Genomic DNA, 22,446 nt, shown 5'->3' with positions numbered 1-22,446 from the left:
CGATCACCGTGAACGAGCAGCAGAACACCACCGACCAGGCCGGTCCCGCCAAGCCCCGGCACCGCGCCGAGCGCCGCTTCGGGCGTACGGTGGTCGGTCTGGCCGCCGTCGCCGGGCTGGGGCTCGCGGCCTGGGCGACCACCGCCAACGCCGCGACCACCACGAGCGCCGCGAAGGCGACGCCGACCTGCTCCGCCGGGGCGCTCAAGGCCACGTTCGGCCGCCGGCTCGCCGGCGGCATGAACCACCAGGGTGTCGTCATCACGCTGCGCAACCTCAGCGGCAGGACGTGCGCGCTGCGCGGCTACCCCGGCCTGGGCCTGGAGAACTCCGCCCACAAGAAGCTCACGGCCCACACCCACTGGGGCAACACCTGGTACGCGCACAACCCCGGCAAGAAGACCCTCACCCTCAAGGACGGCCAGAGCGCCGAGGCCGTCGTCGCCTGGACCCACGCCAACACGGGCACGTCGGGCGCGGTCCGCGCCTCCTTCCTGGAGATCACCCCGCCCGGCTCCACCCAGCACAAGACGCTGGCCTTCCCCCAGTGGGTCGACCACGGCGACCTGTCGGTCACCGCGCTGGCCAGGCACATCACCGTCAACGACTGATCCGCGCCGACGGCGGTCAGACGACGGCCGGCTGCACCGTCAGTGTTCCTTCGGCCGTGTCGATGGTGGCCCGCGTGCCGAGCGGAATGCTCGGCGGATGCGGGCCGTGGCCGGCCGGGAGCCCGCCGAGGACGGGAACGCCCAGGCGGGTCAGCCGGTCACGCAGGATGTCGGCGATGCCCCATCCCCCGAGGGTCGCGTCGCCGGCATCCCGCTCGAAGCCGATGAACTGGCCGAGCGCCACACCGCGCACCCCCTCCAGCGCCCCGGCCCGGGTCAGCTGGGTCAGCGCGCGGTCGACCTCCCCGAGCCCCGTCCCCCGCTGGTGTTCGAGGAAGAGGATCGCCCCCTTGAGGCTCGGCAGCCCGGCGCCGGTCTCGGTGCGGACCGCGCTGAGGTTGCCGCCGAGCAGGACACCGGTGGCGGTGCCCTCGACGGTGACCGCGGCCGTGGCCTCGCCCGCGTCCCGCCGGATGACGACGGGCTCGGTGGTCATCAACGCACGGCGGACGGCGTCGGCCGACGCGGACCCGCACCGGTCGTCGCCCGCGTTGGGGAAGGGCCCGTGCAGACAGGCCAGCCGGCAGCGGGCCCACAGCGCGAGATGGAGGTGGGTGATGTCGCTGAAGCCGACCACCGGTTTCGGATCGCGGCGCAGCGCGTCGGTGTCGAGGTCGTCGACGATGCGGTAGGTGCCCTTGCCGCCCATCGCGGCGAACACCGCGCGGACCCCCGGATCACGGAACGCGGAGTTCAGATCGGAGACCCGGTCCTCGTCCCGCCCGGCCATGTACCCCCACTGGTCGAAGACGTGCTCGCCCACCTCGGGCCGCAGCCCCCATGACGTCAACTCCTCGACTCCACGGGCGACATGCTCGCGTCCGGGCGGACAGGCCGGGGCGACGATCCGCACCCGGTCGCCCGGCCGCAACCGCGGCGCTCTCGAGCTCGGGAGGTTGCCGGAGGTGTCCATACGGCGATCTTCCCCCGTACGCGGGGCCGGAACTCCCCCACCCCTCACGGGAGTTCCGGCCCCGTCCCACTCAGCAGCTCGTCTTGCCCGTGTAGATCGCGAGGGCCGTGTTGGCGCCCAGGGTGGCGGTGAACTGCCCGCTGGAGTTCACGGTCACCGACGTGTTGTTCTGGACGTTGCAGTACGTGCCCGCGGCCAGTGACGTCTGGTAGGTCTGGGTCAGCGAGTACGACTCGTGGTTGATGGCCACGTAGCCCTTGCTGCCCCGCCCGAAGCCGATCGCGTCGTTGCCGTCGTCCCACCAGTTGGTGAGGGACTGGCCGCTGGTGGCGTTGCGGAAGGCGACCATGGACTTGATCTCCGGCCAGGCGTGCTGGCACTTCCAGCCGTCCTGCCAACAGGCCGTCACCGCACCGTTGTTGGGCGGTCCGGCGTCCGTGTCCGACCATTCGTAGCCGGAGTTGATGTCCGGCGCGCCGTAGGGGTAGGCGAGCATGAAGACGTTGGCCAGCGTGTAGTTGGCGCCGTCCTTGTAGTTCAGGGTCGAGCCGTTGCGCTCGGTGTCGTGGTTGTCGACGAAGACTCCCGCCACCGAGCTGCTCATGTAGCCCCAGCCCTCGCCGTAGTTCTTCAGGTAGGCGAGGTTCTCGTTGTTGAAGACGCGCTTGAGGTCGTAGGCGTAGCGGAACTCCTGGACGTCCCCGTTGCCGGTGTACTCGGTGGGCTGGACGGCCTCGCCGGCGCCGTAGATGACCTCCTGCTTCCAGTACACGGAGGGGTTCGACAGGCGCGACTTGATGTTCGCGAGGTCGGTCGCCGGGATGTGCTTGGCCGCGTCGATGCGGAAGCCGTCGGCGCCGTAGCCGAGGAGGCTGTTCATGTAGCCGGCGATGGTGGCGCGGACGTACTCCTCGCCGGTGTCCAGGTCGGCGAGGCCGACCAGTTCGCAGTTCTGGACGTTGGCGCGGTTGGTGTAGTCGCTGACCAGGGACGTGCAGTCGTCCATGTCGTACGAGGAGTACAGGCCGGGGTAGTTGTACTTCGTGTACGACGAACCGCCGGTGCCGGTGCCGCTGCCCGCCGACATGTGGTTGATGACGGTGTCGACGACGACCTTCACACCCGCCGCGTGGCAGGTGTTGATCATGTTCTGGAAGGCGGTCGCGTCGCCGAGCCGCCCGGCGATCTTGTAGCTCACCGGCTGGTACGAAGTCCACCACTGCGAGCCCTGTATGTGCTCGGCGGGCGGGGAGACCTGCACGTAGCCGTAGCCGGCCGGGCCGAGGGTGTTGGTGCACTCCTTGGCGACGGAGGCGAAGTTCCACTCGAAGAGGACGGCGGTGACGTCCTTGGTGCCGGGTGGGGAGGCGTGTGCGGTGCCGGGCACCAGGACCGCCGTGGCGGCGGCGAGGGCGAAGGCGCCTGCAAGTGATCTGCTGCTGGCCATGTGGGGTTCCTTCTCCGTTGAAGGCACTTGAAGGTTCTTGCTGAAATACCGTGGAAACCTTGCGGTGGCCAGATGTTAAAGGCCCGCCGCCCAAAAGGGCAGCGGGCCGTGTGAAGTTGCTGCAAGAACTTCCCGTGGCGGAGCGGTGGTTACGGGGTGGTGGTCCACCAGACGGTCGTGTCGGCGGGCAGCTTCGCCTCGCCGTCCGCCTCGGTCACCTCACCGCTGGCGAGCAGCAGCCGGCCGTACGCCGACGTCGTCACCGACTCCCCGCTGGTGTTCGCGATACACACGAACTCCCCCCGCCGGAAGGCGAGTACACCCTCGGGCGCCCGCAGCCACTCCACCGAGTCGCCCGCGCCGAGGTCGGGCTGCGTGCGGCGGGCGGCGAGCGCGTCCCGGTACAGCTCCAGCGTCGAGCCGGCCGTCCCCGTCTGCGCCTCGATGCTCAACTCGCCCCAGCCGTCCGGCTGCGGCAGCCAGCTCCCGCCGTTCCCGAAGCCGTACGACGATCCGGTGCGCGTCCACGGGATCGGCACCCGGCACCCGTCGCGGAAGCCGTCCTGGCCCGCGCCCCTGAAGTAGGCGGGATCCTGGCGCACTTCGTCCGACAGGTCGACGACGTCCGGCAGCCCGAGCTCCTCGCCCTGGTAGATGTACGCCGAGCCGGGCAGCGCCAGCATCAGCAGCGTCGCCGCGCGGGCCCGACGCAGGCCCAGTTCCCGGTCCCCGGCCGTACGGATCTGGGTGCCGAGGCCGGGCGGGTTGGCGAAGCGGGTGGCGTGCCGGGTGACGTCGTGGTTGGAGAGGACCCAGGTGGCCGGGGCACCGACCGGCCGCATGGCCTCCAACGTCCGGTCGATGACGACACGGAGTTCCGCCGCGTCCCAATCCGTCGCCAGATACTGGAAGTTGAAGGCCTGGTGGAGCTCGTCCGGGCGGACGTAGTTGGCGGTCCGCTCCACGGTCGGGGTCCACGCCTCGGCGACGAAGATGCGCTCGCCCGCGTACTCGTCGAGGACCAGACGCCACTGCCGGTAGATGTCGTGCACGCCGTCCTGGTCGAAGAACGGCATGACATCGTTGCCCAGCAGCTTGACCTGGTCGTGCGAGCCGAGGTCGGGCAGCCCCTCCGCCTTCACCAGCCCATGGGCCACGTCGATCCGGAAACCGTCGACGCCGATGTCGAGCCAGAACCGGAGCACGGACCTGAACTCGTCGCCCACCGCCGGGTGTTCCCAGTTGAAGTCGGGCTGCTCGGGAGCGAAGAGGTGCAAGTACCACTCCCCGTCCGGGACTCGGGTCCAGGCCGGCCCGCCGAAGATGGACTCCCAGTCGTTGGGAGGGAGTTCGCCGTGCTCGCCCTTGCCCGGGCGGAAGTGATAGCGCTCCCGCAGCGGCGAGCCCGGGCCTTCCCGCAACGCCCGCTTGAACCACTCGTGCTGATCCGAGGAGTGATTGGGAACGAGGTCGACGATCACCCGCAGACCGAGACCATGGGCGTCACGGATCAGCGCGTCGGCGTCGAGCAGATTGCCGAACATCGGGTCCACGGCCCGGTAGTCGGCGACGTCGTAGCCCGCGTCCGCCTGCGGCGAGGCGTAGAACGGACTGAGCCAGACGGCGTCGACACCGAGGTCACGCAGATACGGGAGCCGGGAGCGTACGCCCTCCAGGTCACCCATGCCGTCACCGTTGCTGTCGGCGAAGCTGCGCGGATAGACCTGGTAGATGACCGCGTCCCGCCACCAGTCGCCACGCTTGGCTTTGGCAGGGTTCGGTGCGGGGGCGATGGCCGAGTTTCGCTGGGTCATGGCGTCCTTGGTGCGTAACGGGGTTCTGGTCATGGGGAGTTGGGGCGAGGCGGCCGTGATGTCAGCGGGGTCGGATGGACAACACGGCCGCCTCGGGTCTCTTTTTGGGTGCGGCTGAGTGGGGGCTGGTCGCGCAGTTCCCCGCGCCCCTGAAGGGGCGCCCCAGTCACCGGTGTTCAGCCCTTGGTTCCGCCTGCTGTCAGGCCGGTTACCAAGTTCTTCTGCACGAGATAGAAGAACGCGGCCACAGGTATCGCAATCAGTACCGCGGTCGCAGCCATCAGGTTCCGCTGCGCGTCGTGCTCGCTCACGAACGTCTGCAACCCCACCGCGAACGTGTACTTCGTGTCGGACAGCATGAACGTCGAGGCGAAGGCGACCTCGCCGAAAGCCGTGAGGAAGCTGTAGAACGCGGCGACCGCCAGGCCCGGCTTGGCGAGCGGCAGGATCAGTCGCGCGAACGTACCGAAGGGGTTCAGCCCGTCGACGCGTCCGGCCTCGTCGATCTCGAACGGGATCGTGTCGAAGTAGCCCTTCAGCAGCCATGCGCAGTAGGGCACCGTGGTCGAGCAGTAGACGAGGATGAGACCAAGGTAGCTGTCGATCAGCTGCAGGTCCGCCAGGATCTGGTACATCGGCACGATGAGTACCGCGATCGGGAACATCTGGGTGACCAGGAGGACCCACATGAACTTCCGGTAGCCGGGGAAACGCATCCGCGAGACGGCGTAGCCGGTGGTGGCCGCGATCGTCACACCGATGAACGACGTGCCGAGCGAGACGATCATCGAGCTCTTCAACCAGTCGAAGAACTCAGTGTGTTGGAGCACGAACGAGTAGTTGCCGAACGTCATCTTCTTCCAGATGCCGGCCGGGTGGAGGTAGTCGTCCGAGTCCGGGCCCAGCGAGAGGAAGACCAGCCAGGCGATCGGGAAGAGCGCGATCAGGCTCGCGACGATCAGGATGCCGTGCGAGGCGAGGGCGCCGGAGCGGCTCAACTCGCCCCGGCGGCGCGCCCGTCGGGGCTGGGTGTCGGTCGTGCTGCTCATGGGGGCTCCTGTCTCAGATCGCGAGCTGTTGGTCATTGCGGTTCAGCCAGCGGCGGTAGAAGGAGGTGAAGACGATCAGGATGGCCAGCAGCAGGATGCCGTAGGCGGCCGACTGGGCGAAGTCACGCGGCTGTTGGCCGAAGCCGAGGTAGTACGACCAGGTGACGAGGATCGAGGCGTCGGGGGCCGTGTTGCCGAACAGCAGGAAGATGACGGCGAACTGGTTGAACGTCCAGATGACGCCGAGGAGTACGACGGTGGAGCTGACCGACCTGAGGCCCGGGAGGGTCACGTGGCGGAAACGCTGCCAGGGGCCCGCGCCGTCCATCTCGGAGGCCTCGTAGAGCGAGGCGTCGATGGACTGCAGTCCGCCGAGCATGGAGACCATCATGAACGGCACCCCGCACCAGGTGTTGACCATGATCGCGGCGAACCGCTGCCAGAACGTGCTTTCCAGCCAGTCGGGTTGGGGCAGGTGCAGGGTGTGCAGCGCGGTGTTGATGATGCCGCCGTCGGCGAGCATGAAGCGCCAGCCGAACACGGTGACGAAGGTGGGGACGGCCCACGGCAGGATCAACAGGAGGCGGTACACGGTGCGTCCGCGCAGCTTCTGGTTGAGCAGCAGGGCGAGGGCCAGGCCGATCGTGTAGTGCAGGGTGACGCAGACCGCGGTCCAGACGATCGTCCAGATGAAGTGCGACCAGAAGCGGTCGTAGGACGTCGGGCCGAACAGGATGTCCTTGTAGTTGTCGAACCCGATGAACTTGTAGGTGGCGTCGATGTGGTTGACGCCGATCGTGCGCGCGGTGTTGAGGCTGTTGGCGTCGGTGAGCGTCAGGTACAGGCCGTACACCAGGGGGTAGAGCACGAGGACGCCGAGCACGACGACCACGGGGATGATCATCGCGTACGCGTACCAGTGCTTCTGGTAGCCGGACTTGAGGCGTTGGCCGGGCCCGGGGCGGGGTGCGCGGTCACCGTGGCGCTTGCCGGTCGCGCGGTCGATGGCGACTGTCATGGTTCGTTCGACACCTTCTGGAAGTTCAGGAGTTGGTCCTGTCGGGCCTGCGCGCAGGCCGACGGCCGCCGGATCCGTCCCCCAGGTTCTTCTCTGCGGATCCGGCGGCCGTACGGGGCTACTTGCTGAAGTCCGGGACCAGCTTGGCGATCGCCAGCTCGGCGTTGCTCAGGCCCTTGTCGAGGGACTCCTTGCCGCCGGCGACCTTGGGCAGCTCGGTGTCCAGCGGACCCCACAGCGAGCTGTACTCGGCGAGCGCCGGGCGCGGCTGGGCGACGCCGAGGACGCCCTGGAAGCCTGCGATGCCCGGGTCGGCCTTGACGGCGGCGGTGTAGGCGTCGTCGCGGGTCGGCAGCGTCGAGTTCTTCAGCGCGATCGTCGACTGGGAGGCGGCGGAGGTCATGAAGTTGAGGAACTTCAGCGACGCCTTCTGGTGCGCGGAGTCCGAGCCTGCGTAGACCGACAGGTTGTGACCGCCGGTCGGGGCACCGGACTTGCCGGTGGAGCCGGCCGGGATCTGGGCGATGCCGAGGTTGGACTTGTCCTTGAAGGCCGAGCCCTTGTAGAAGTTCGTGATCTCCCAGGGGCCCTGGATGATCGCGGCGACCTTGCCGTTGACGAACGCGTCCTGGATGTGGGCGTAGGCGTCGGCGGTGGTGTCGGCCTTGTGCAGGCCGGTGCCGGAGAACAGGCTCAGCCAGGTGCCGTAGGCCTTCTTCGCCGCGGCGGAGTCCACGGTGATCTTCTTGGCGGCGGCGTCGACGGTGTCGGTGCCCTCGCCGTAGAGGAAGGTCTGCGCGTAGTAGGCCTGGGTGGAGCCCCAGTAGCCGTCGACCTTGGCCTTCGCCTTGATCTTCGCCGCGTCGGTCTTCAACTCGTCCCAGGTGGTGGGCGCCTGAGTGATCCCGGCCTGGGCGAAGAGCGCCTTGTTGTAGACGAGGGCGAGGGTGTCGGTGACCAGCGGCACGCCGTACGTCTTGCCGTCGTACTGGGCCTGCGTGATCAGGTTCTGCTTGAACTTGGCCTGGTCGGCGAGGGCTTCGGTGCCGTCGAGCGGCAGGAAGTAGCCCTTCTTCGCGAAGGCGGGGGTCCAGCCGACCTCCGAACGCAGCACGTCCGGGGCGCCCTTGGAGCCGGCGGCGGTGTCGAACTTGTTCTGCGCCTGGTCGAAGGGCACGTTGACGTACTTGACCTTGATGTTCTTGTTGGCGGCCTCGAACTTGGCGACCAGGGCCTTGTACGTGGGTGCCTCATTGGTGGCGTTGGAGGTGTCCCACCAGGTGATGGTGACCGGCCCGTCCGACTTGCCGCTGTCACTGTCGCTGCCGCCGCAGGCCGTCGCCGCGAGGGCGAGGGACGCCACCAGCGCGGTGGCCGCTATGCCACGCCGCATGAGTTCTCCTTGAGGGTGAAAGCCCGTGTGCCGCAGGGGGCGGGCCCGTCCGCCGCCCCTGTGACTCGCCGACCGCTCCTTCGCCGCCGCCGGGCGTCGCCGAACGTAACAGCGATGCAAGCGTTGCGAAAGTCCTTGCTGCAAAAAACTGCAAGACGGCTGGAGAGTTACTCGCCCGTGACCTCTCCTCGACCCACGCGCAACCCAGTATTGATGCGGCTGAGCGGTCGATGGGACACTTGTGCAAGACTCTGCAAGCACTTGCCGCATGTCGTACGTTGAGCAGAACACGAGGGATCGCGATGACGCAGCAACCCGCAGCGCGCCGACGGCCGGTACAGTCCACTCCCGTGACCACACGGCTTGCCGACATCGCCGCCCAGGCGGGGGTGAGCGAAGCGACCGTCAGCCGCGTCCTCAACGGCAAGCCGGGCGTCGCCGCCACCACCCGCCAGTCCGTCCTCGCCGCTCTCGACGTGCTCGGCTACGAACGTCCGGTACGGCTGCGGCAGCGCAGCGAGGGCCTGGTCGGTCTCATAACGCCGGAGCTGGAGAACCCGATATTCCCCGCCCTGGCGCAGGTCATAGGGCAGGCGCTGACCCGGCAGGGCTACACTCCGGTGCTCGCCACCCAGACCCCGGGCGGGTCCACGGAGGACGAGCTGACCGAGATGCTCGTCGACCGCGGGGTGGCCGGCATCATCTTCGTCTCCGGACTGCACGCGGACACCTCCGCGGACATGCAGCGTTACGAGCAACTGCGGGCGCAGGGCGTGCCGTTCGTGCTCGTGGACGGCTTCTCGCCGAAGGTGCAGGCGCCGTTCATCTCCCCGGACGACCGCGCGGCGATGACCCTCGCCGTCACCCACCTCGTCTCGCTCGGCCACACCCGCATCGGCCTGGCGCTGGGCCCCAAGCGCTTCGTACCCGTACAACGCAAGATCGAGGGCTTCGTCCGCGCGATGCAGGACCAACTGGCCCTGACCGCCGAGGACGTGGAGACGCGGCTGGTCCAGCACTCGCTGTACACGCTGGAGGGCGGGCAGGCCGCCGCCGCCGCGCTGATCGACCGCGACTGCACGGCGATCGTGTGCGCGAGCGACATGATGGCGCTCGGCGCGATACGGGCGGCCCGGCAGCGGGGTCTGGCGGTGCCCCGGGAGGTCTCGGTGGTCGGCTTCGACGACTCCCCGCTGATCGCGTTCACCGATCCACCCCTGACCACGATCCGCAAGCCGGTGCCGGCGATGGGACAGGCGGCGGTGCGGACGTTGCTGGAGGAGATCGGCGGGACGCCCGCGCCGCACAGTGAGTTCGTGTTCATGCCGGAACTGGTGGTACGGGGTTCAACGGCTTCGGCGCCTGGGGAACGGAATCGTCCCTAAGGGGGAGAAAACCCGGCGGCTTCCCGTGCGCTGGTAGTAGTACGGGGACTCTTCTCGTCGTAGAACATGCGAGACGGACCCGACCAAGGGATGATCGGTCGCGGAAGCCTTTTCTGGCAGACTTTGTGTCTATGGGTGAGACCACCGTGACGACATTGGAAGGCCGTGAAGAAGCCGTTCCGAGCCCCGTCGCGGACGCCGCGGGGCAGGGTTTCCTGCGCCGGTTGCGGACTCCGCGCCGGCCCCGGCTGTGGTTCGAGATCCTGCTGATCGCGGTGAGTTACTGGACGTACTCACAGATCCGCAACGCGGTTCCGGAGCAGCGGGGCCAGGCACTGCGCAACGCCGACTGGATCTGGCGCGTGGAGAACGACCTCGGCATCGCCGTCGAGCAGTCGGTCAACCACGCGGTGAACTCGGTGACTTGGCTGATCGTCGGCATGAACTACTACTACGCGACACTGCACTTCGTGGTGACGCTGGGTGTCCTGGTGTGGCTGTACCGCAGTCATCCGGGCCGGTACGCGGCGACCCGCCTGGTCCTCTTCGCGACCACCGCCGTGGCCCTCGTCGGCTACTACTTCTTCCCGCTGGCCCCGCCCCGCCTGATGAACGGCGGCCACTTCGTCGACACCGTCATGGTCCACCAGACCTGGGGTTCGATGGCCTCCGGCGACCTGAAGCACATGTCGAACCAGTACGCCGCGATGCCGTCCATGCACATCGGCTGGTCCCTGTGGTGCGGCCTGACGATCTTCGCCCTGGCGAAACTCCCCTGGGTCCGCATCCTCGGCCTCCTCTACCCGGCGGCCACCCTCATGGTCATCGTCTCCACCGCCAACCACTTCTGGCTCGACGCGGTCGGCGGCATGCTCTGCCTCGCCTTCGGCTTCGCCGTCTCCCGCGTCTGGTACGGCGCGTTTCCGTACGCGTTGCCTCGTACGGTGACGGTACGGGGAGCGGACGGGCTCTGGCTCCCCACTAAGGCCTAGTCCCGAGGTACCGGAGCCCGGTCCTGGTCCTGGTCCTGGTCCTGGTCCTGGTCCTGGTCCATCGGCAGCGAGGCAGGGCTGTCCCTTGCCGCGTCCCGCAGCGCCCGTAGGAACGCCCGCAGGGCCGGCTGTGGCGGTGCCGTCTCGCGGACGGCCGCGTGGATGGTCCGCAGCGGCTCCGGATCCCGTACCACCCGTACGACCACGTCCGGATGGCGGCTGCCGAGCCCCAGCCGGGGAATCAGGGTCACCCCGAGGCCCGCCGCCACGAAACCCTGAGCCGTGACGTAGTCCTCGCTCTGGACCGCGAACCCCGGCCGGAACCCCGCCGCCGCGCACGCGCCGAGCTGGGCGTCGAGGCACGGCCCCGGCCACTCGCTCCCGACCCACGCCTCCTCGGCCAGCTCCCGCAGCTCCACACTCCGCCGCGCGGCCAGCCGGTGTCCCTTGGGCAGCACGGCGAGATACGGATCGTCGAGCAGCTTCACCAGCCGTACGCCGTCGGGAGCACGGGACTCCCCCACGACCAGCGCGACATCCGCCCGCCCCTCCTTCACGTCCGGCAGCGGATCCTCGGGGTCGGTCAGCCTCAACTCCAGGCGTACTCCCGGGTGTTCGGCGCGGAGCCGGGCCACGGCGGGGGCGACCAGAGCGGCGCCTGCGGTGGCGAAGTAGCGGACCGTGAGCTGTCCGGTGCGCCCGGCCACCAGGTCCGCCAACGCCGTCTCCGCCTCGGCGACCTGCCGGCCGATCGCGTCCGCGTACCCGGTGAGCAGCAGCCCGGCCGCCGTGGGCCGCACCCCGCGCCCCACCCGCTCGAGCAGCGCGGTCCCGGCCTCCTTCTCCAGCGCCCCGACCTGCTGACTCACCGCGGACGGCGTGTAGCCGAGCCGGGCCGCCGCAGCGGTCACCGACCCGCTGTCCACCACGGCCCGCAGCACCTGCATGCGTCGCACATCAAGCATGTAGGAGAGATTAACAGTGGCTGTAGAATCCTTCGCTTGTGCTGAAAGGTTGGGCTGTCCGACCGTGGACCCATGCAGCCCGCCTCGACACTCCGCATGGCCGCGCTCGCCCTCCTGTGGGGTTCGGGCTTCCTGTGGATCAAACTCGCCCTGGACCACGGCCTCTCCCCCGCCCAGATCACCATCACCCGCTGCGCCCTGGGCACACTGGTCCTGCTGGCCCTGGCCCGCGCGGCCGGCCAGCGCCTGCCCCGCGACCGCGCCACCTGGGGCCGGCTCGCGGTGGCCGCCCTCTTCTGCAACGCCGTCCCGTTCGCCCTGTTCAGCGTGGGCGAGCAGACCGTCGACTCCGGGATCGCGGGCGTCCTGAACGCCACAACTCCCTTGTGGTCCCTGCTGATCGGCATCGCGCTGGGCACCGACCGCGGCCTCGGCCGGGCCCGCCTCACCGGCCTTCTGCTCGGCTTCGCGGGTACGGTCCTGATCTTCGCCCCGTGGCAGCGCTCGGGCCTGGCCAGTTGGGGCGCGCTCGCCCTGCTGGCCGCCGCCGCGAGCTACGCCGTGGCCTTCGCGTACATGGCCCGCAAACTCACCAGCGGCCAGGCGCCGTTGGCGGTCTCGGCGGCTCAGTTGATGGCGGCGACGGCTTGGACGACCCTCGCCCTACCGGCCGCGGGCCCGGTACACCCCGACCTCACGGCCCTCCTCGCGGTGACCGCTCTGGGCGTCCTGGGCACCGGCGTGACCTTCTACCTCAACTACCGCCTGATAGCGGACGAGGGCCCGACGAGCGCCGCAACGGTCGGATATCTACTGCCAGTTGTATCGGTGACGCTGGGTGCGGTGCTGCTGGACGAGAGGGTGGGGTTGAGGGTCGTGGCGGGGATGGCGGTGGTACTGGCGGGCGTAGCCCTGACAAGACACCGCTCGGCGAAGGCCTTTAGGGGCGCGGGGAACCGCGCGCCCAGCCCCCACCGGCTGTCAGCCGACGAACACCCCGCTCAGGCCCCGTAGAACAACAGATCCACCACACCCCGAGCCCGCCGAGTAGTGCGCCGATAGTCGTCCAGCATGTCCCCCACATGCCCCGGCCCGTACCCCAAGTACCGCCCCACAGCGGCCAGTTCACGCGGATCAGAGGGAAACGTGTCCCCCGCCCGCCCCCTCACCAGCATCACCGCGTTACGAACCCGCGTGGCCAACACCCACGCCTCGTCCAGCGTCTCCGCGTCCTCGGCAGAGATCAGCTCGGCGGCACACGCGGCGGCGAGTGCCGCGCGCGTCCGCGTGGTCCGCAGCCCGGGCTCGACCCACCCGTGCCGCAACTGCATGAGCTGCACGGTCCATTCGACATCGGACAGTCCCCCACGCCCGAGCTTGGTGTGCAACGTCGGGTCCGCGCCACGAGGCAACCGCTCGGACTCCATACGGGCCTTGAGCCGCCGGATCTCCCGCACGGCATCGTCACCGAGCCCCTCGGCCGGATACCGCAGAGGATCGATCAGTTCGATGAACCGACGCCCCAACTCCTCGTCCCCGGCGACGGGTTCGGCCCGCAGCAGCGCCTGCGACTCCCAGACCAGCGACCACCGGCGGTAGTACGCCTCGTAGGAGTTCAACGACCGTACGAGCGGCCCCGACTTGCCCTCGGGACGCAGGTCCGCGTCGATCAGCAGCGGCGGGTCCGAGCTGGCGACCTGGAGCAGCCGGCGCATCTCGGAGACGACCTTGTTGGCCGCCTCGGAGGCCTCGCGCTCCGGTACGCCCTCGCGGGGTTCGTGCACGAACAGGACGTCCGCGTCGGAGCCGTAGCCGAGTTCGTGACCGCCGAAGCGGCCCATGCCGATGACCGCGAAGCGGGTGGGCAGGGTGTCGCCCCAGCCCTCGCGGACCACCGCGCGCAGCGTGCCGGCGAGGGTCGCCGCGGTGAGGTCGGAGACGGCGCCGCCGACCCGGTCGACGAGCGCGCCCTGGTCGGCCTCGACGGGCTGCGTCTCGGTGCCGTAGGAGCCGACGATGTCGAAGGCGGCCGTACGGAAGAGTTCGCGGCGGCGGACGCCGCGGGCGAAGGTGACGGCCTGGACGGCGTCGTCGGCGCGGCCGACCGCGGCCAGTATCTCCTGGTCCAGATGGGCGCGTTCGCGGGGTTCGAGGCCGCTGCCGCCGTCGCCGTCGCCGAGCAGGGCGACCGCTTCGGGGGCGCGCATCAGGAGGTCGGGGGCGAGGCGGCCGGCCGACAGGACGCGGGCGAGGTTCTCGGCGGCGGCACCCTCGTCCCTCAACAGCCGTAGATACCAAGGGGTTTTGCCGAGCGCGTCGGAGACCTTACGGAAGTTGAGCAGGCCCGCGTCCGGGTCGGCGGAGTCGGCGAACCAGCCCAACAGGACGGGCAGCAGGGTGCGTTGGATGGCGGCCTTGCGGGTGACGCCGGAGGCGAGGGCCTCGATGTGCCGCAGGGCCGCGGCCGGGTCGACGTAGCCGAGGGCCACCAGGCGTTCGCGGGCCGCCTGGGCGCTCAACCTGGTCTCGCCGGGGGCGAGTTGGGCGACCGCGTCGAGCAGCGGGCGGTAGAAGAGCTTCTCGTGGAGACGTCGTACGACCGTCGCGTGCCGCTTCCACTCGCGGTTCAGCTCGGCCACCGGGTCGGTGCGCAGGCCCATCGAGCGGCCGAGGCGGCGCTGGTCGGCCTCCTCGACGGGGACCAGGTGGGTGCGGCGCAACCGGTAGAGCTGGATGCGGTGTTCCATGGTGCGCAGGAAGCGGTAGGCGTCGTCGAGGCGGGCGGCGTCCTCGCGGCCGACGTAGCCGCCGGCGGCGAGGGCCTGGAGCGCGACGAGCGTGGTGCCGCTGCGCAGCGAGAGGTCGGCGCGGCCGTGCACCAACTGGAGGAGCTGGACGGCGAATTCGACGTCACGGAGGCCGCCGGGGGCGAGCTTGAGTTCGCGGTCGATCTCGGTGGCGGGGATGTTCTCGACGACCCGGCGGCGCATCTTCTGCACGTCGGTGACGAAGTTCTCGCGCTCGGCGGCCTTCCACACGAGGGGTTCGAGGGCGGCGACGTACTCCGCGCCGAGCGCGAGGTCGCCGGCCACCGGGCGGGCCTTCAACAGGGCCTGGAACTCCCAGGTCTTGGCCCAGCGCTGGTAGTAGGCGAGGTGGCTGGCGAGGGTGCGGACCAGGGGGCCGTTGCGGCCCTCGGGGCGGAGGTTGGCGTCGACGGGCCAGATGGAGCCCTCGACGGTGGTCTCGGAGCAGATCCGCATCATGTGCGCTGCGAGCTTCGTGGCGGCGCGCAGCGCCTTGCCCTCGTCGGCGCCGTCGACGGCCTCGCCGACGAAGATGACGTCGACGTCGGAGACGTAGTTCAGCTCGTGGCCGCCGCACTTGCCCATCGCGATCACCGCGAGCCGGCACAGCGCGGCGTCGTCGGACGCGGCGGCGCGCGCGATGGCGAGGGCGGCGCGCAGGGTGGCGGTGGCGAGGTCGGCGAGTTCGGCGGCGGTCTGCGCGAGGTCGGTGGTGCCGCACACGTCACGGGCGGCGATGGACAGCAGGCAGCGACGGTAGGCGACGCGGAGGGCGACGGGGTCGGTGGCTTCTGCCAGTCCGCGTTCGAACTCCTCCACCCCGGGGTGGAGGTCGCGGGGTTCGTACATGACGAGGGCGTGCCAGTCGCGCGGGTGCCGGGCGAGATGGTCGCCGAGGGCGGCGGAGGCGCCGAGCACACCGAGCAGCCGGTCCCGTAGGGGTTTCGCCGCGATCAGCGTGTCGGTCAGCTCGCGCCGGTCGGTGGGCTCGGGCTGCGCCTCCAGGAGTCGTACGAGACCCTGAAGGGCGAGGTCGGGGTCGGCGGTGGCGCCGAGGGCCTCCAGCAGGACCGGGTCGTTCCTTATCGGTGCCAGCTCCGCGCTCTCCAGGAGCCGCTCGGCGGCCGAAGGATCGGTGAAGCCGTGCCGCAGCAGCCGCGTGAAGGTACTGCTTCTGCGTCCCGGCGCCGTCATCCTCGGCCTCCCTCGGATCTAGGTCGTGCGGATCTAGGTCGTACCGTCCCGAGCCTAACCGCAGGTGCGGGCGGGGGCGCCGGGGCGTGCGGCGATGAGTTCCGGAGGGGTACGGGGTCTCCACTACGGGACGACCGACGACTCCTGGAGGGAAGCCGATGACGTACGACTCAGGGACTAGGGGTGTCCGATGACCGACAACGCACCGCGCACCCGTCTCGACCCCCGCTACAGCGACCCGGCGGCCACCGCGACCGACTGGGCCACGGCCGAGGCGCGGCTCTCGGCGGCCGGGCAGTTCTGGATCTCGACGGTGCGCCCGGACGGGCGCCCGCACGTGACGCCCCTGCCCGGGGTGTGGGCGGACGGCGCGCTGCACTTCTGCACCGGGCCCGAGGAGCGCAAGGCGCGCAATCTCGCCAACAACCCGCACGTCGTGCTGACGACCGGCACGAGCACCTGGGACGAGGGGTACGACCTGGTCGTCGAGGGTGCGGCGGTGCGGGTCGAGGACGAGGACCGGCTGCGGGAGCTGGCCGCCGCGTGGGAGGCGAAGTACGGCAGTTTCTGGCACTTCGATGTGCGGGACGGGGCCTTCCAGCACGGTGGCGGATCCGCGTTCGTCTTCGCTGTGGCGCCCCGCACGGTTTTCGGCTTCGGTAAGGGGGAGCCGTTCAGCCAGACGCGGTGGCGGTTCGAGTGACGCGCCTGCCGAACGCGCCCGACAGACGTGCCTGACAAAGGAGTCAAGCCATGGACATGACCCTCGAAGTGATCCTTCTCCCCGTCTCCGACGTGGACCGGGCCAAGGCGTTCTACCAGGACAAGGTCGGTTTCCATGTCGATCTCGACGGCGAGGTGATGGAGGGCGTGCGGATCGTGCAGCTCACGCCGCCGGGGTCCGGCTGTTCGATCGCGCTGGTCGACGGCCTGCAGGTGCCGACCGGGACGCCGCAGCCGGGGACGTACCACGGCATGCAGCTGTGCGTGCAGGACGCGAAGGCGGCCTACGACGAGCTGACCGCGCGCGGGCTCGAGGTGAGCGAGCCGGTGCAGTTCGCGCCGCAGGACGGGGCGACGTTCATGTACTTCAAGGACCCGGACGGGAACGGCTGGGCGATCCAGGAGTACCGGAAGCGGGCCACCGAGCCGCTGCATCAGGTGCTGGCTCAACTGGCGGCGGGAGAGCAGTAGTTCACCACTTCTTCATCCGGCGGGTTGGGGGTGGTGGGATGCGGGCATTTTGGCGTGTGCATGCTCTGTCCGCACCGTCACCCCCGTCCTCCCCCCCCCACCCGGAGGTTGAAGTGTCCGGCAGTTCTGGCAATTCCGGCAGTTCTGGCAGCTCCAGCGGTCCCGCTGGTTCCGTGTACCGCCGCAGTCGCGCCGTCGTGGCGTCCGCGCTCGCCTTCTCGGCAGCCGCCGTCGGGGTCTGGACCGGTTTCGGCACCGCCTCGACCGCGCATGCCGCGACCGTGGTGCCGACCCCGGACCACGTCGTCGTCGTGGTGATGGAGAACCACGCCTACAGCCAGGTCATCGGCTCCTCCAGTGCCCCCTACATCAACTCGCTCGCGACCGGCGGCGCCGCCCTCACCCAGTCGTACGGGATCACCCACCCGAGCCAGCCGAACTACTTCGCGCTGTTCTCCGGCTCCACCCAGGGCATCACCAGCGACAGCTGCTACACGGCGGGCTTCTCCTCGGCCGCGAACCTCGCCTCCGAGGTGACGGCGGCGGGCGGCACCTGGGCCAGCTACAACGAGACGCTGCCCAGCCAGGGTTCGACGACGTGCAGCAGCGGCACCTACGCGCGCAAGCACAACCCCTGGTTCGGTTTCTCCAACGTCGCGACGTCGACGGCGAAGACCTTCGCGCAGTTCCCCACGGACTACACGACGCTCCCCGACATCTCCTTCGTGACGCCCAACCTGTGCAGCGACATGCACGACTGCTCTGTGGCGACCGGTGACACCTGGCTGAAGAACAACCTCGGCGCATACGCCACTTGGGCCAAGACGCACAACAGCCTGCTCGTCGTCACCTTCGACGAGGACAACCTGCTCAGCGGCAACCGCATCCCGACGGTCTTCTACGGTCAGCCGGTGACCGCAGGCGCCACGTCCTCGACCACGTACAACCACTACAACCTGCTGCGGACCCTGGAGGACTCCCAGGGCCTGTCCACCCACGCGGGCAACGCGGCCTCGGCCGCGGACATCACCGGCATCTGGGCGTCCTGAGATGTACGTGGCGGACAGCCGCGCCGACGCCAAAAGCACCACCGCGGGTACTACGGGTACTCCGGCGCGGGTGTCCGCCGTGGTCGCCCCCACGGTCTTCGCGCTCGGCGCGGTCAGCCTGATCACCGACGTGTCGTCCGAGATGGTGACCGCGGTGCTGCCGCTGTACCTGGTGACGGGCCTCGGCCTCTCCCCGCTGGGCTTCGGTCTCCTCGACGGCATCTACAACGGCTTCTCGGCACTCGTCCGCCTGGCCGGCGGGCACCTCGCCGACCGGGGCGGCGGCCGTCACAAGTGGGTCGCGGGCATCGGCTACGCCGTCTCGGCGGCCTGCAAGCCGCTCCTCCTCCTGGCCCACACCCTCACCCCCATCGGCCTGATCCTGGCCGCCGACCGCACGGGCAAGGGCCTGCGCACGGCACCGCGCGACGCGCTGATCTCCCTCTCCTCCACCCCGGAGAACCGGGGTCGTGCCTTCGGCGTACACCGCGCGATGGACACGGCGGGCGCGCTGCTCGGCCCGCTGGTGGCGTTCCTGATCCTGCGGGCGACGGTCGACGGGTACGACGCGGTGTTCACGGTGAGTTTCTGCGTGGCCGTGGTGGGGGTGCTGGTACTGGTGCTCTTCGTGCCGGGCGGGCGGGGATCCGGCGAGAAAGGACCAGGTGACAGCGGGTCGGCAGGGAGGGGCTCGGCTACCGGCCCACGGGAGCGGACCACCGTAGGCCGGCCCCCGCGCCCCACCCTCCGCGCCGCCTTCGCCCTCCTCGCCCGGCGCGACCTGCGCCGCATCACCCTCTGCGCGCTGCTGCTGGGCCTGGCGACGGTCAGCGACTCCTTCGTGTACCTGCTCCTGCAGCGCCGCCTCGGCGTCCCCGACCGCTGGTTCGCCCTGCTCCCGCTGGGCACGGCGGCGGCTTTCCTGCTCCTCGCCGTCCCCCTGGGCCGCCTCGCGGACCGCGTAGGCCGCTGGCGGATATTCCTGGCCGGCCACGGCGCCCTCCTCACGGCGTACGCCCTGCTGCTGACCTCCTGGCACGGCACGGCCCTCCCCTACGCCGTCCTCCTCCTGCACGGCGGCTTCTACGCGGCGACCGACGGCGTGCTGATGGCGGCGGCCTCGGACAGCGTGCCGGAGGAACTGCGGTCGTCGGGGCTCGCGTTGGTGCAGACGGGCCAGGCGGCGGCACGGTTCGTGTGCTCGCTCGGCTTCGGCGCGGCGTGGACGCTGTGGGGCGACCGTACGGCGCTCATGGCGTCGGCGGTGGCGCTGGCGGTCTGCGCGGTGTTCGCCCTGAGACTCCGCCCCGGCCGATCATCAGTTCTGGAGCCCGCCCCATGACCCTGCGCAACCGCGTCCTGATCCTCGCCACGGCGATCGTCCTGCTGGCGGGGATCGCCGTCGCCTCGGTGCTCCACGCGTCGGCGCGTGCCGGACAGCGGGACCAGGTCCAGCCCGGCGGCCCACGGGTCACCGCGGGCCGGGTCACCCTGACCACCCCCGACCGCATGGTGTTCCGCAACATGGCCTGGGGCCCCCACCGAGACGAACTCACCACGGTCCCGGCCTCCGACCCCTCCGGCCCACGCACCGCCTCCGGCCTCAAGTGCCTGCGCTTCTACGCCAGTTCGGGCACCGGAGTCTGCCTCCAGGCGGTCCACGGCACGGTCACGGACACCTACCGCGCCCTGATCCTCGACGCCCACCTCAGGGTGCAGGACCGCTACGACGTCCCCGGCATCCCCTCCCGGGCCCGCGTCTCCCCCACGGGCCACTTCGCGGCCTGGACGGCGTTCGTCGGCGGCGACTCCTACGCGGGCACGAACTTCTCGACACGAGCGGCGATCGTCGACACCAGGACAGGCAAGCTGACCCCGTCCCTGGAGTCGTTCCGCATCCTCAAGGACGGTCACGTCTACCACGCGGCCGACGTCAACTTCTGGGGCGTGACCTTCGCGGCGGACGACCGCACGTTCTACGCGACGCTGGCGACGAAGGGCAGCACGTACCTGGTCAGGGGCGACCTGAAGGCGCACACGGTCACCACGATCCACACGAACGTCGAATGCCCGTCCCTCTCCCCCGACGGCACCCGCATCGCCTACAAGAAACGCGTCAAGGGCCTCCCGAAGGACGCCCCGTGGCACCTGTACGTGCTCAACCTCCGCACGATGCGGGAGACTTCGCTGGCCGAGCCCCGCAGCGTGGACGACCAGGCGGTGTGGCGGGACGACCACACGATCGTCTACGCACTGCCCGGCGACTACGGGGCGGACCTGTACGCGGTACCGGCGGACGGCACGGGAAAGCCGCGGCGCATCAGCACGGCGGCCGTGTCCCCCGCGTTCGTGAAGTAGGAGGGAAGCGGCAGGCGCGGGAAGTGCGTCGGTTGGAGCGACCTCACGCGATGGGCGTCGGCGCAGGGTCGTTACGCTCGGTTCCGACCATATGACGAGGGTGGGGGCGGTCGAGCCATGGCGAAGAAGCCGGTACGCGCAGCGGTGGGGGACGTCTGGCTCAAGTGCCAGGTCTGTCGGGGGGATCTGTTCCGGGAGCGGGGTGTCCTGCTCAACAGCACCGGCATGGAGTTCATGAGGCTGGCCTGGGCCGACGAGAACGCCACCGGCCTGATCTGCTGGCGATGCGGCTATGTCCATCTGTTCGTCAACAAGGACATCACGCTCTACAAGGCAGACAAGTAGCGACCGGGCGGAATCGGCCATTGCTGCAATTGCCGATCATGATCGAGAATGGCAACAATTACCCCCAAGACTCCACCTTTCCCTTTAGCTTCAGGGTCGACGCGGACATGAACGAAATCTTCCGTTTTCGGGTGGCTTGAAGGTCACTGTCACACAGGATCTTCACAGCTATACCGTCACCTCGTGAGTGATCCCGTATCGCGCACCCGCCGGCAACAGTGGGAACCCCTGGCCATCGTCCTCCTCGTGGAGGTGGGCGCGTTCTTGTTCGCCGTGGGCTGGCTGACCGGAGTCCTGCTGCTGTGGACATCCCGTCAATGGCGCACCCGCGACAAGATTGTCGGAACGTTCCTTGTTCCTGGCGGATTCGCACCCGCCGCCGTGTTCACGTTCTGGACCAAGCAGTGCAGCACGGTCATCGGCGTCGGCGGTATCGCCGAGGAGCGGTGCGGACACATCTCAACCGTTCCATGGGTTGACCTGCTCACTCTCGTCGCGCTGTGGGTGGCACCTCTGGTGTCCACGGCGTGGCTCGTACGTCACCACCAAGCACAGCCTCCAGCACGACTACAGCCGCAGCGCATTTGAGTACTGCACTCAATGCGAGCTGCACCATGGGCAAAAAGGAGAGTTGTGAAAGACCGTTTAAGACCCACCCGGCCCAGATCCAGATGGCTCATCATGATCGGCGCCGCCCTTATCGCGCTGATGATGTCGGCGGCACCGGCTTCCGCTCACTACGTGTACGACGGCGGTTGGACGTACCGAACCGACTACGACTGCACCGCGAACCGCTCGGAGATAAGCCATGGCCGCTATGGCGACGGATACAGCCGGTCAGACGTAGCGGCCTGGGAGAAGAGCCTCATCGCGCAGTGCACATTCCCCAGCTACCGTCCTGGCGGATACATAAAGACCAGGGTGCACCTCTACAAGTGGAACAGCGCCAAGAAGAAGTGGACGCACTGCTACTCGTCCCCCTGGTACTCCAACACGAGAAACAAGCACAAGATCGATCTTCGAGTCACGTACAAGGGCCACGGTAACGGCCCGGGCTGCGGCAAGGGCTACTACGGGACTGTCGCCGAGGGCTATGTGTACAACGGCGGCTGGCACGGCGGGGCGATCTGGTCCGGCTACCACTACCTGCCCATTTCGTGACGGGGGAATGATCCATGCAGAGAGCGAAAGCGTTTTTCGTCGGCGGACTGGCCGCCCTCACTCTCGTCGCGGGAACGGTGATGACCATCGCCACCGCGGCGGACGAGGACGAGACGCCGCCGGACGCGCCGCCGTCGTGGGTCCTGTCGGACGGCAGCATCGACCCATCGGGCATACCCCAGGAAGCGCCTGAGATTCTCTCCGACGGCCGGCCGAACGACAACGGGGTCTCGGGCCCGCAGGTACCGAGCGAACCGCTTTCCACCTCGGTGGAGAACCCGCCCGACGTCATCTCCTCCGACCCTGACCCGGCGGACGACGACGAGGAGGGTACCGAACTTCTCGAATGGGATGAGCCCGAAGCCACCTGCGCTTCGGTGATACAAAGTCCCACCGGCGGTCGGCTCGTGGCCAACGTGTGCTCCACGTCCGCTCAGCGGGCGGTCAACGGAAAAATCCAGGACACGGTGGCAACGGACAACAAGTGCCTCACGGCCACCATCCTGATCGGCACCTACTCACGGTCCTGGAAAGCCTGTGACGGCAAGACGGTCCTGCTGGACACCGGCTATCAGGACGGCGCCGCCGTGATCTACAGGTTCTCGGTGGCCTGACAGCCCACATCCGAGGACGGACCGGATCCAGGAGAACGCGATGGGGTCCGACGGTCGGCGACCGTCGGACCCCATCG

21 protein-coding genes are annotated in these 22,446 nt (G+C 69.2%); 13 read left to right on the top strand and 8 right to left on the bottom strand.

Annotation, left to right across the window (positions count from 1 at the left end):
• Positions 1–8 precede the first annotated feature (8 nt).
• A complete protein-coding gene (locus JHN45_RS38785) occupies positions 9–611 on the top strand; it encodes a DUF4232 domain-containing protein (protein WP_201054252.1) in 603 nt (200 codons plus the stop codon).
• 16 nt (positions 612–627) lie between these two features.
• On the opposite strand, the gene JHN45_RS38780 is transcribed toward JHN45_RS38785, so the two are convergent.
• The 6 genes from JHN45_RS38780 to JHN45_RS38755 form a co-directional block, all read right to left on the bottom strand.
• Entirely contained in the window at positions 628–1,584 is a 957-nt protein-coding gene (locus JHN45_RS38780) for an LD-carboxypeptidase (protein WP_201054251.1), read from the bottom strand.
• Positions 1,585–1,654: 70 nt separating this feature from the next.
• A complete protein-coding gene (locus JHN45_RS38775; RefSeq protein ID WP_200711627.1) occupies positions 1,655–3,031 on the bottom strand; it encodes an alpha-amylase family protein in 1,377 nt (458 codons plus the stop codon).
• Positions 3,032–3,180: 149 nt separating this feature from the next.
• A complete protein-coding gene (locus tag JHN45_RS38770; RefSeq protein WP_201054250.1) occupies positions 3,181–4,845 on the bottom strand; it encodes a glycoside hydrolase family 13 protein in 1,665 nt (554 codons plus the stop codon).
• 176 nt (positions 4,846–5,021) lie between these two features.
• Entirely contained in the window at positions 5,022–5,894 is an 873-nt protein-coding gene (locus JHN45_RS38765) for a sugar ABC transporter permease (protein ID WP_234468265.1), read from the bottom strand.
• Between the two features lie 13 nt (positions 5,895–5,907).
• On the bottom strand, positions 5,908–6,912 hold the full coding sequence (locus tag JHN45_RS38760) for a carbohydrate ABC transporter permease (protein WP_200711624.1): 1,005 nt from the start codon (positions 6,910–6,912) through the stop codon (positions 5,908–5,910).
• 118 nt (positions 6,913–7,030) lie between these two features.
• Positions 7,031–8,305: an extracellular solute-binding protein gene (locus JHN45_RS38755; RefSeq protein ID WP_201054249.1), complete on the bottom strand. Its 1,275-nt coding sequence runs from the start codon at positions 8,303–8,305 to the stop codon at positions 7,031–7,033.
• 350 nt (positions 8,306–8,655) lie between these two features.
• On the opposite strand from JHN45_RS38755, the gene JHN45_RS38750 reads away from it, so the two are divergent.
• Together JHN45_RS38750 and JHN45_RS38745 are read left to right on the top strand one after the other, a co-directional pair.
• Positions 8,656–9,690, top strand: a complete 1,035-nt coding sequence (locus JHN45_RS38750; protein ID WP_307783319.1) for a LacI family DNA-binding transcriptional regulator — start codon at positions 8,656–8,658, stop codon at positions 9,688–9,690.
• A gap of 131 nt (positions 9,691–9,821) precedes the next feature.
• The gene (locus JHN45_RS38745) at positions 9,822–10,682 is read left to right on the top strand and encodes a phosphatase PAP2 family protein (RefSeq protein WP_201054248.1); all 861 of its coding nucleotides are present in this window, start codon (positions 9,822–9,824) and stop codon (positions 10,680–10,682) included.
• Here the strand turns inward: JHN45_RS38745 and JHN45_RS38740 are convergent.
• Positions 10,679–11,647, bottom strand: coding sequence for a LysR family transcriptional regulator (locus JHN45_RS38740; RefSeq protein WP_236584590.1), 969 nt, complete (start codon positions 11,645–11,647; stop codon positions 10,679–10,681). The genes JHN45_RS38745 and JHN45_RS38740 overlap by 4 nt on opposite strands.
• A gap of 72 nt (positions 11,648–11,719) precedes the next feature.
• On the opposite strand from JHN45_RS38740, the gene JHN45_RS38735 reads away from it, so the two are divergent.
• A complete protein-coding gene (locus JHN45_RS38735) occupies positions 11,720–12,661 on the top strand; it encodes a DMT family transporter (protein ID WP_201054247.1) in 942 nt (313 codons plus the stop codon).
• Here the strand turns inward: JHN45_RS38735 and JHN45_RS38730 are convergent.
• Positions 12,649–15,648 carry a bifunctional [glutamine synthetase] adenylyltransferase/[glutamine synthetase]-adenylyl-L-tyrosine phosphorylase gene (locus JHN45_RS38730; RefSeq protein ID WP_201054246.1) on the bottom strand — a complete coding sequence of 1,000 codons (3,000 nt, stop codon included), beginning with the start codon at positions 15,646–15,648 and terminating at the stop codon, positions 12,649–12,651. The two genes, JHN45_RS38735 and JHN45_RS38730, sit on opposite strands and share 13 nt — an antisense overlap.
• A gap of 190 nt (positions 15,649–15,838) precedes the next feature.
• Between JHN45_RS38730 and JHN45_RS38725 the strand changes: the two genes are divergently transcribed.
• The 9 genes from JHN45_RS38725 to JHN45_RS38685 all read left to right on the top strand — a co-directional run bounded on the left by JHN45_RS38725 (position 15,839) and on the right by JHN45_RS38685 (position 22,369).
• Positions 15,839–16,351, top strand: a complete 513-nt coding sequence (locus JHN45_RS38725) for a pyridoxamine 5'-phosphate oxidase family protein (RefSeq protein WP_201054245.1) — start codon at positions 15,839–15,841, stop codon at positions 16,349–16,351.
• 50 nt (positions 16,352–16,401) lie between these two features.
• Positions 16,402–16,842 (top strand): VOC family protein, encoded by a 441-nt coding sequence (locus tag JHN45_RS38720; protein WP_200711617.1) that lies wholly within the window; start codon positions 16,402–16,404, stop codon positions 16,840–16,842.
• Between the two features lie 173 nt (positions 16,843–17,015).
• Positions 17,016–17,891 (top strand): alkaline phosphatase family protein, encoded by an 876-nt coding sequence (locus tag JHN45_RS38715; RefSeq protein WP_201054244.1) that lies wholly within the window; start codon positions 17,016–17,018, stop codon positions 17,889–17,891.
• Between the two features lies 1 nt (position 17,892).
• Positions 17,893–19,233, top strand: coding sequence for an MFS transporter (locus JHN45_RS38710; RefSeq protein ID WP_201054243.1), 1,341 nt, complete (start codon positions 17,893–17,895; stop codon positions 19,231–19,233).
• Positions 19,230–20,249: a TolB-like translocation protein gene (locus JHN45_RS38705; RefSeq protein WP_201054242.1), complete on the top strand. Its 1,020-nt coding sequence runs from the start codon at positions 19,230–19,232 to the stop codon at positions 20,247–20,249. The genes JHN45_RS38710 and JHN45_RS38705 overlap by 4 nt, the downstream gene beginning before the upstream one ends.
• 117 nt (positions 20,250–20,366) lie before the next feature.
• Positions 20,367–20,594, top strand: a complete 228-nt coding sequence (locus JHN45_RS38700) for a hypothetical protein (protein WP_201054241.1) — start codon at positions 20,367–20,369, stop codon at positions 20,592–20,594.
• A 183-nt stretch (positions 20,595–20,777) separates the two neighbouring features.
• Positions 20,778–21,182, top strand: a complete 405-nt coding sequence (locus tag JHN45_RS38695; RefSeq protein WP_201054240.1) for a hypothetical protein — start codon at positions 20,778–20,780, stop codon at positions 21,180–21,182.
• 45 nt (positions 21,183–21,227) lie between these two features.
• Positions 21,228–21,755 carry a hypothetical protein gene (locus JHN45_RS38690; RefSeq protein WP_201054239.1) on the top strand — a complete coding sequence of 176 codons (528 nt, stop codon included), beginning with the start codon at positions 21,228–21,230 and terminating at the stop codon, positions 21,753–21,755.
• A gap of 80 nt (positions 21,756–21,835) precedes the next feature.
• Positions 21,836–22,369, top strand: a complete 534-nt coding sequence (locus tag JHN45_RS38685; RefSeq protein WP_201054238.1) for a hypothetical protein — start codon at positions 21,836–21,838, stop codon at positions 22,367–22,369.
• Positions 22,370–22,446: the final 77 nt, after the last annotated feature.

The organism is Streptomyces sp. MBT53 (assembly GCF_016654115.1).
Lineage (GTDB): Bacteria > Actinomycetota > Actinomycetes > Streptomycetales > Streptomycetaceae > Streptomyces.
This window is presented reverse-complemented; position numbering and strand designations above follow the sequence as displayed.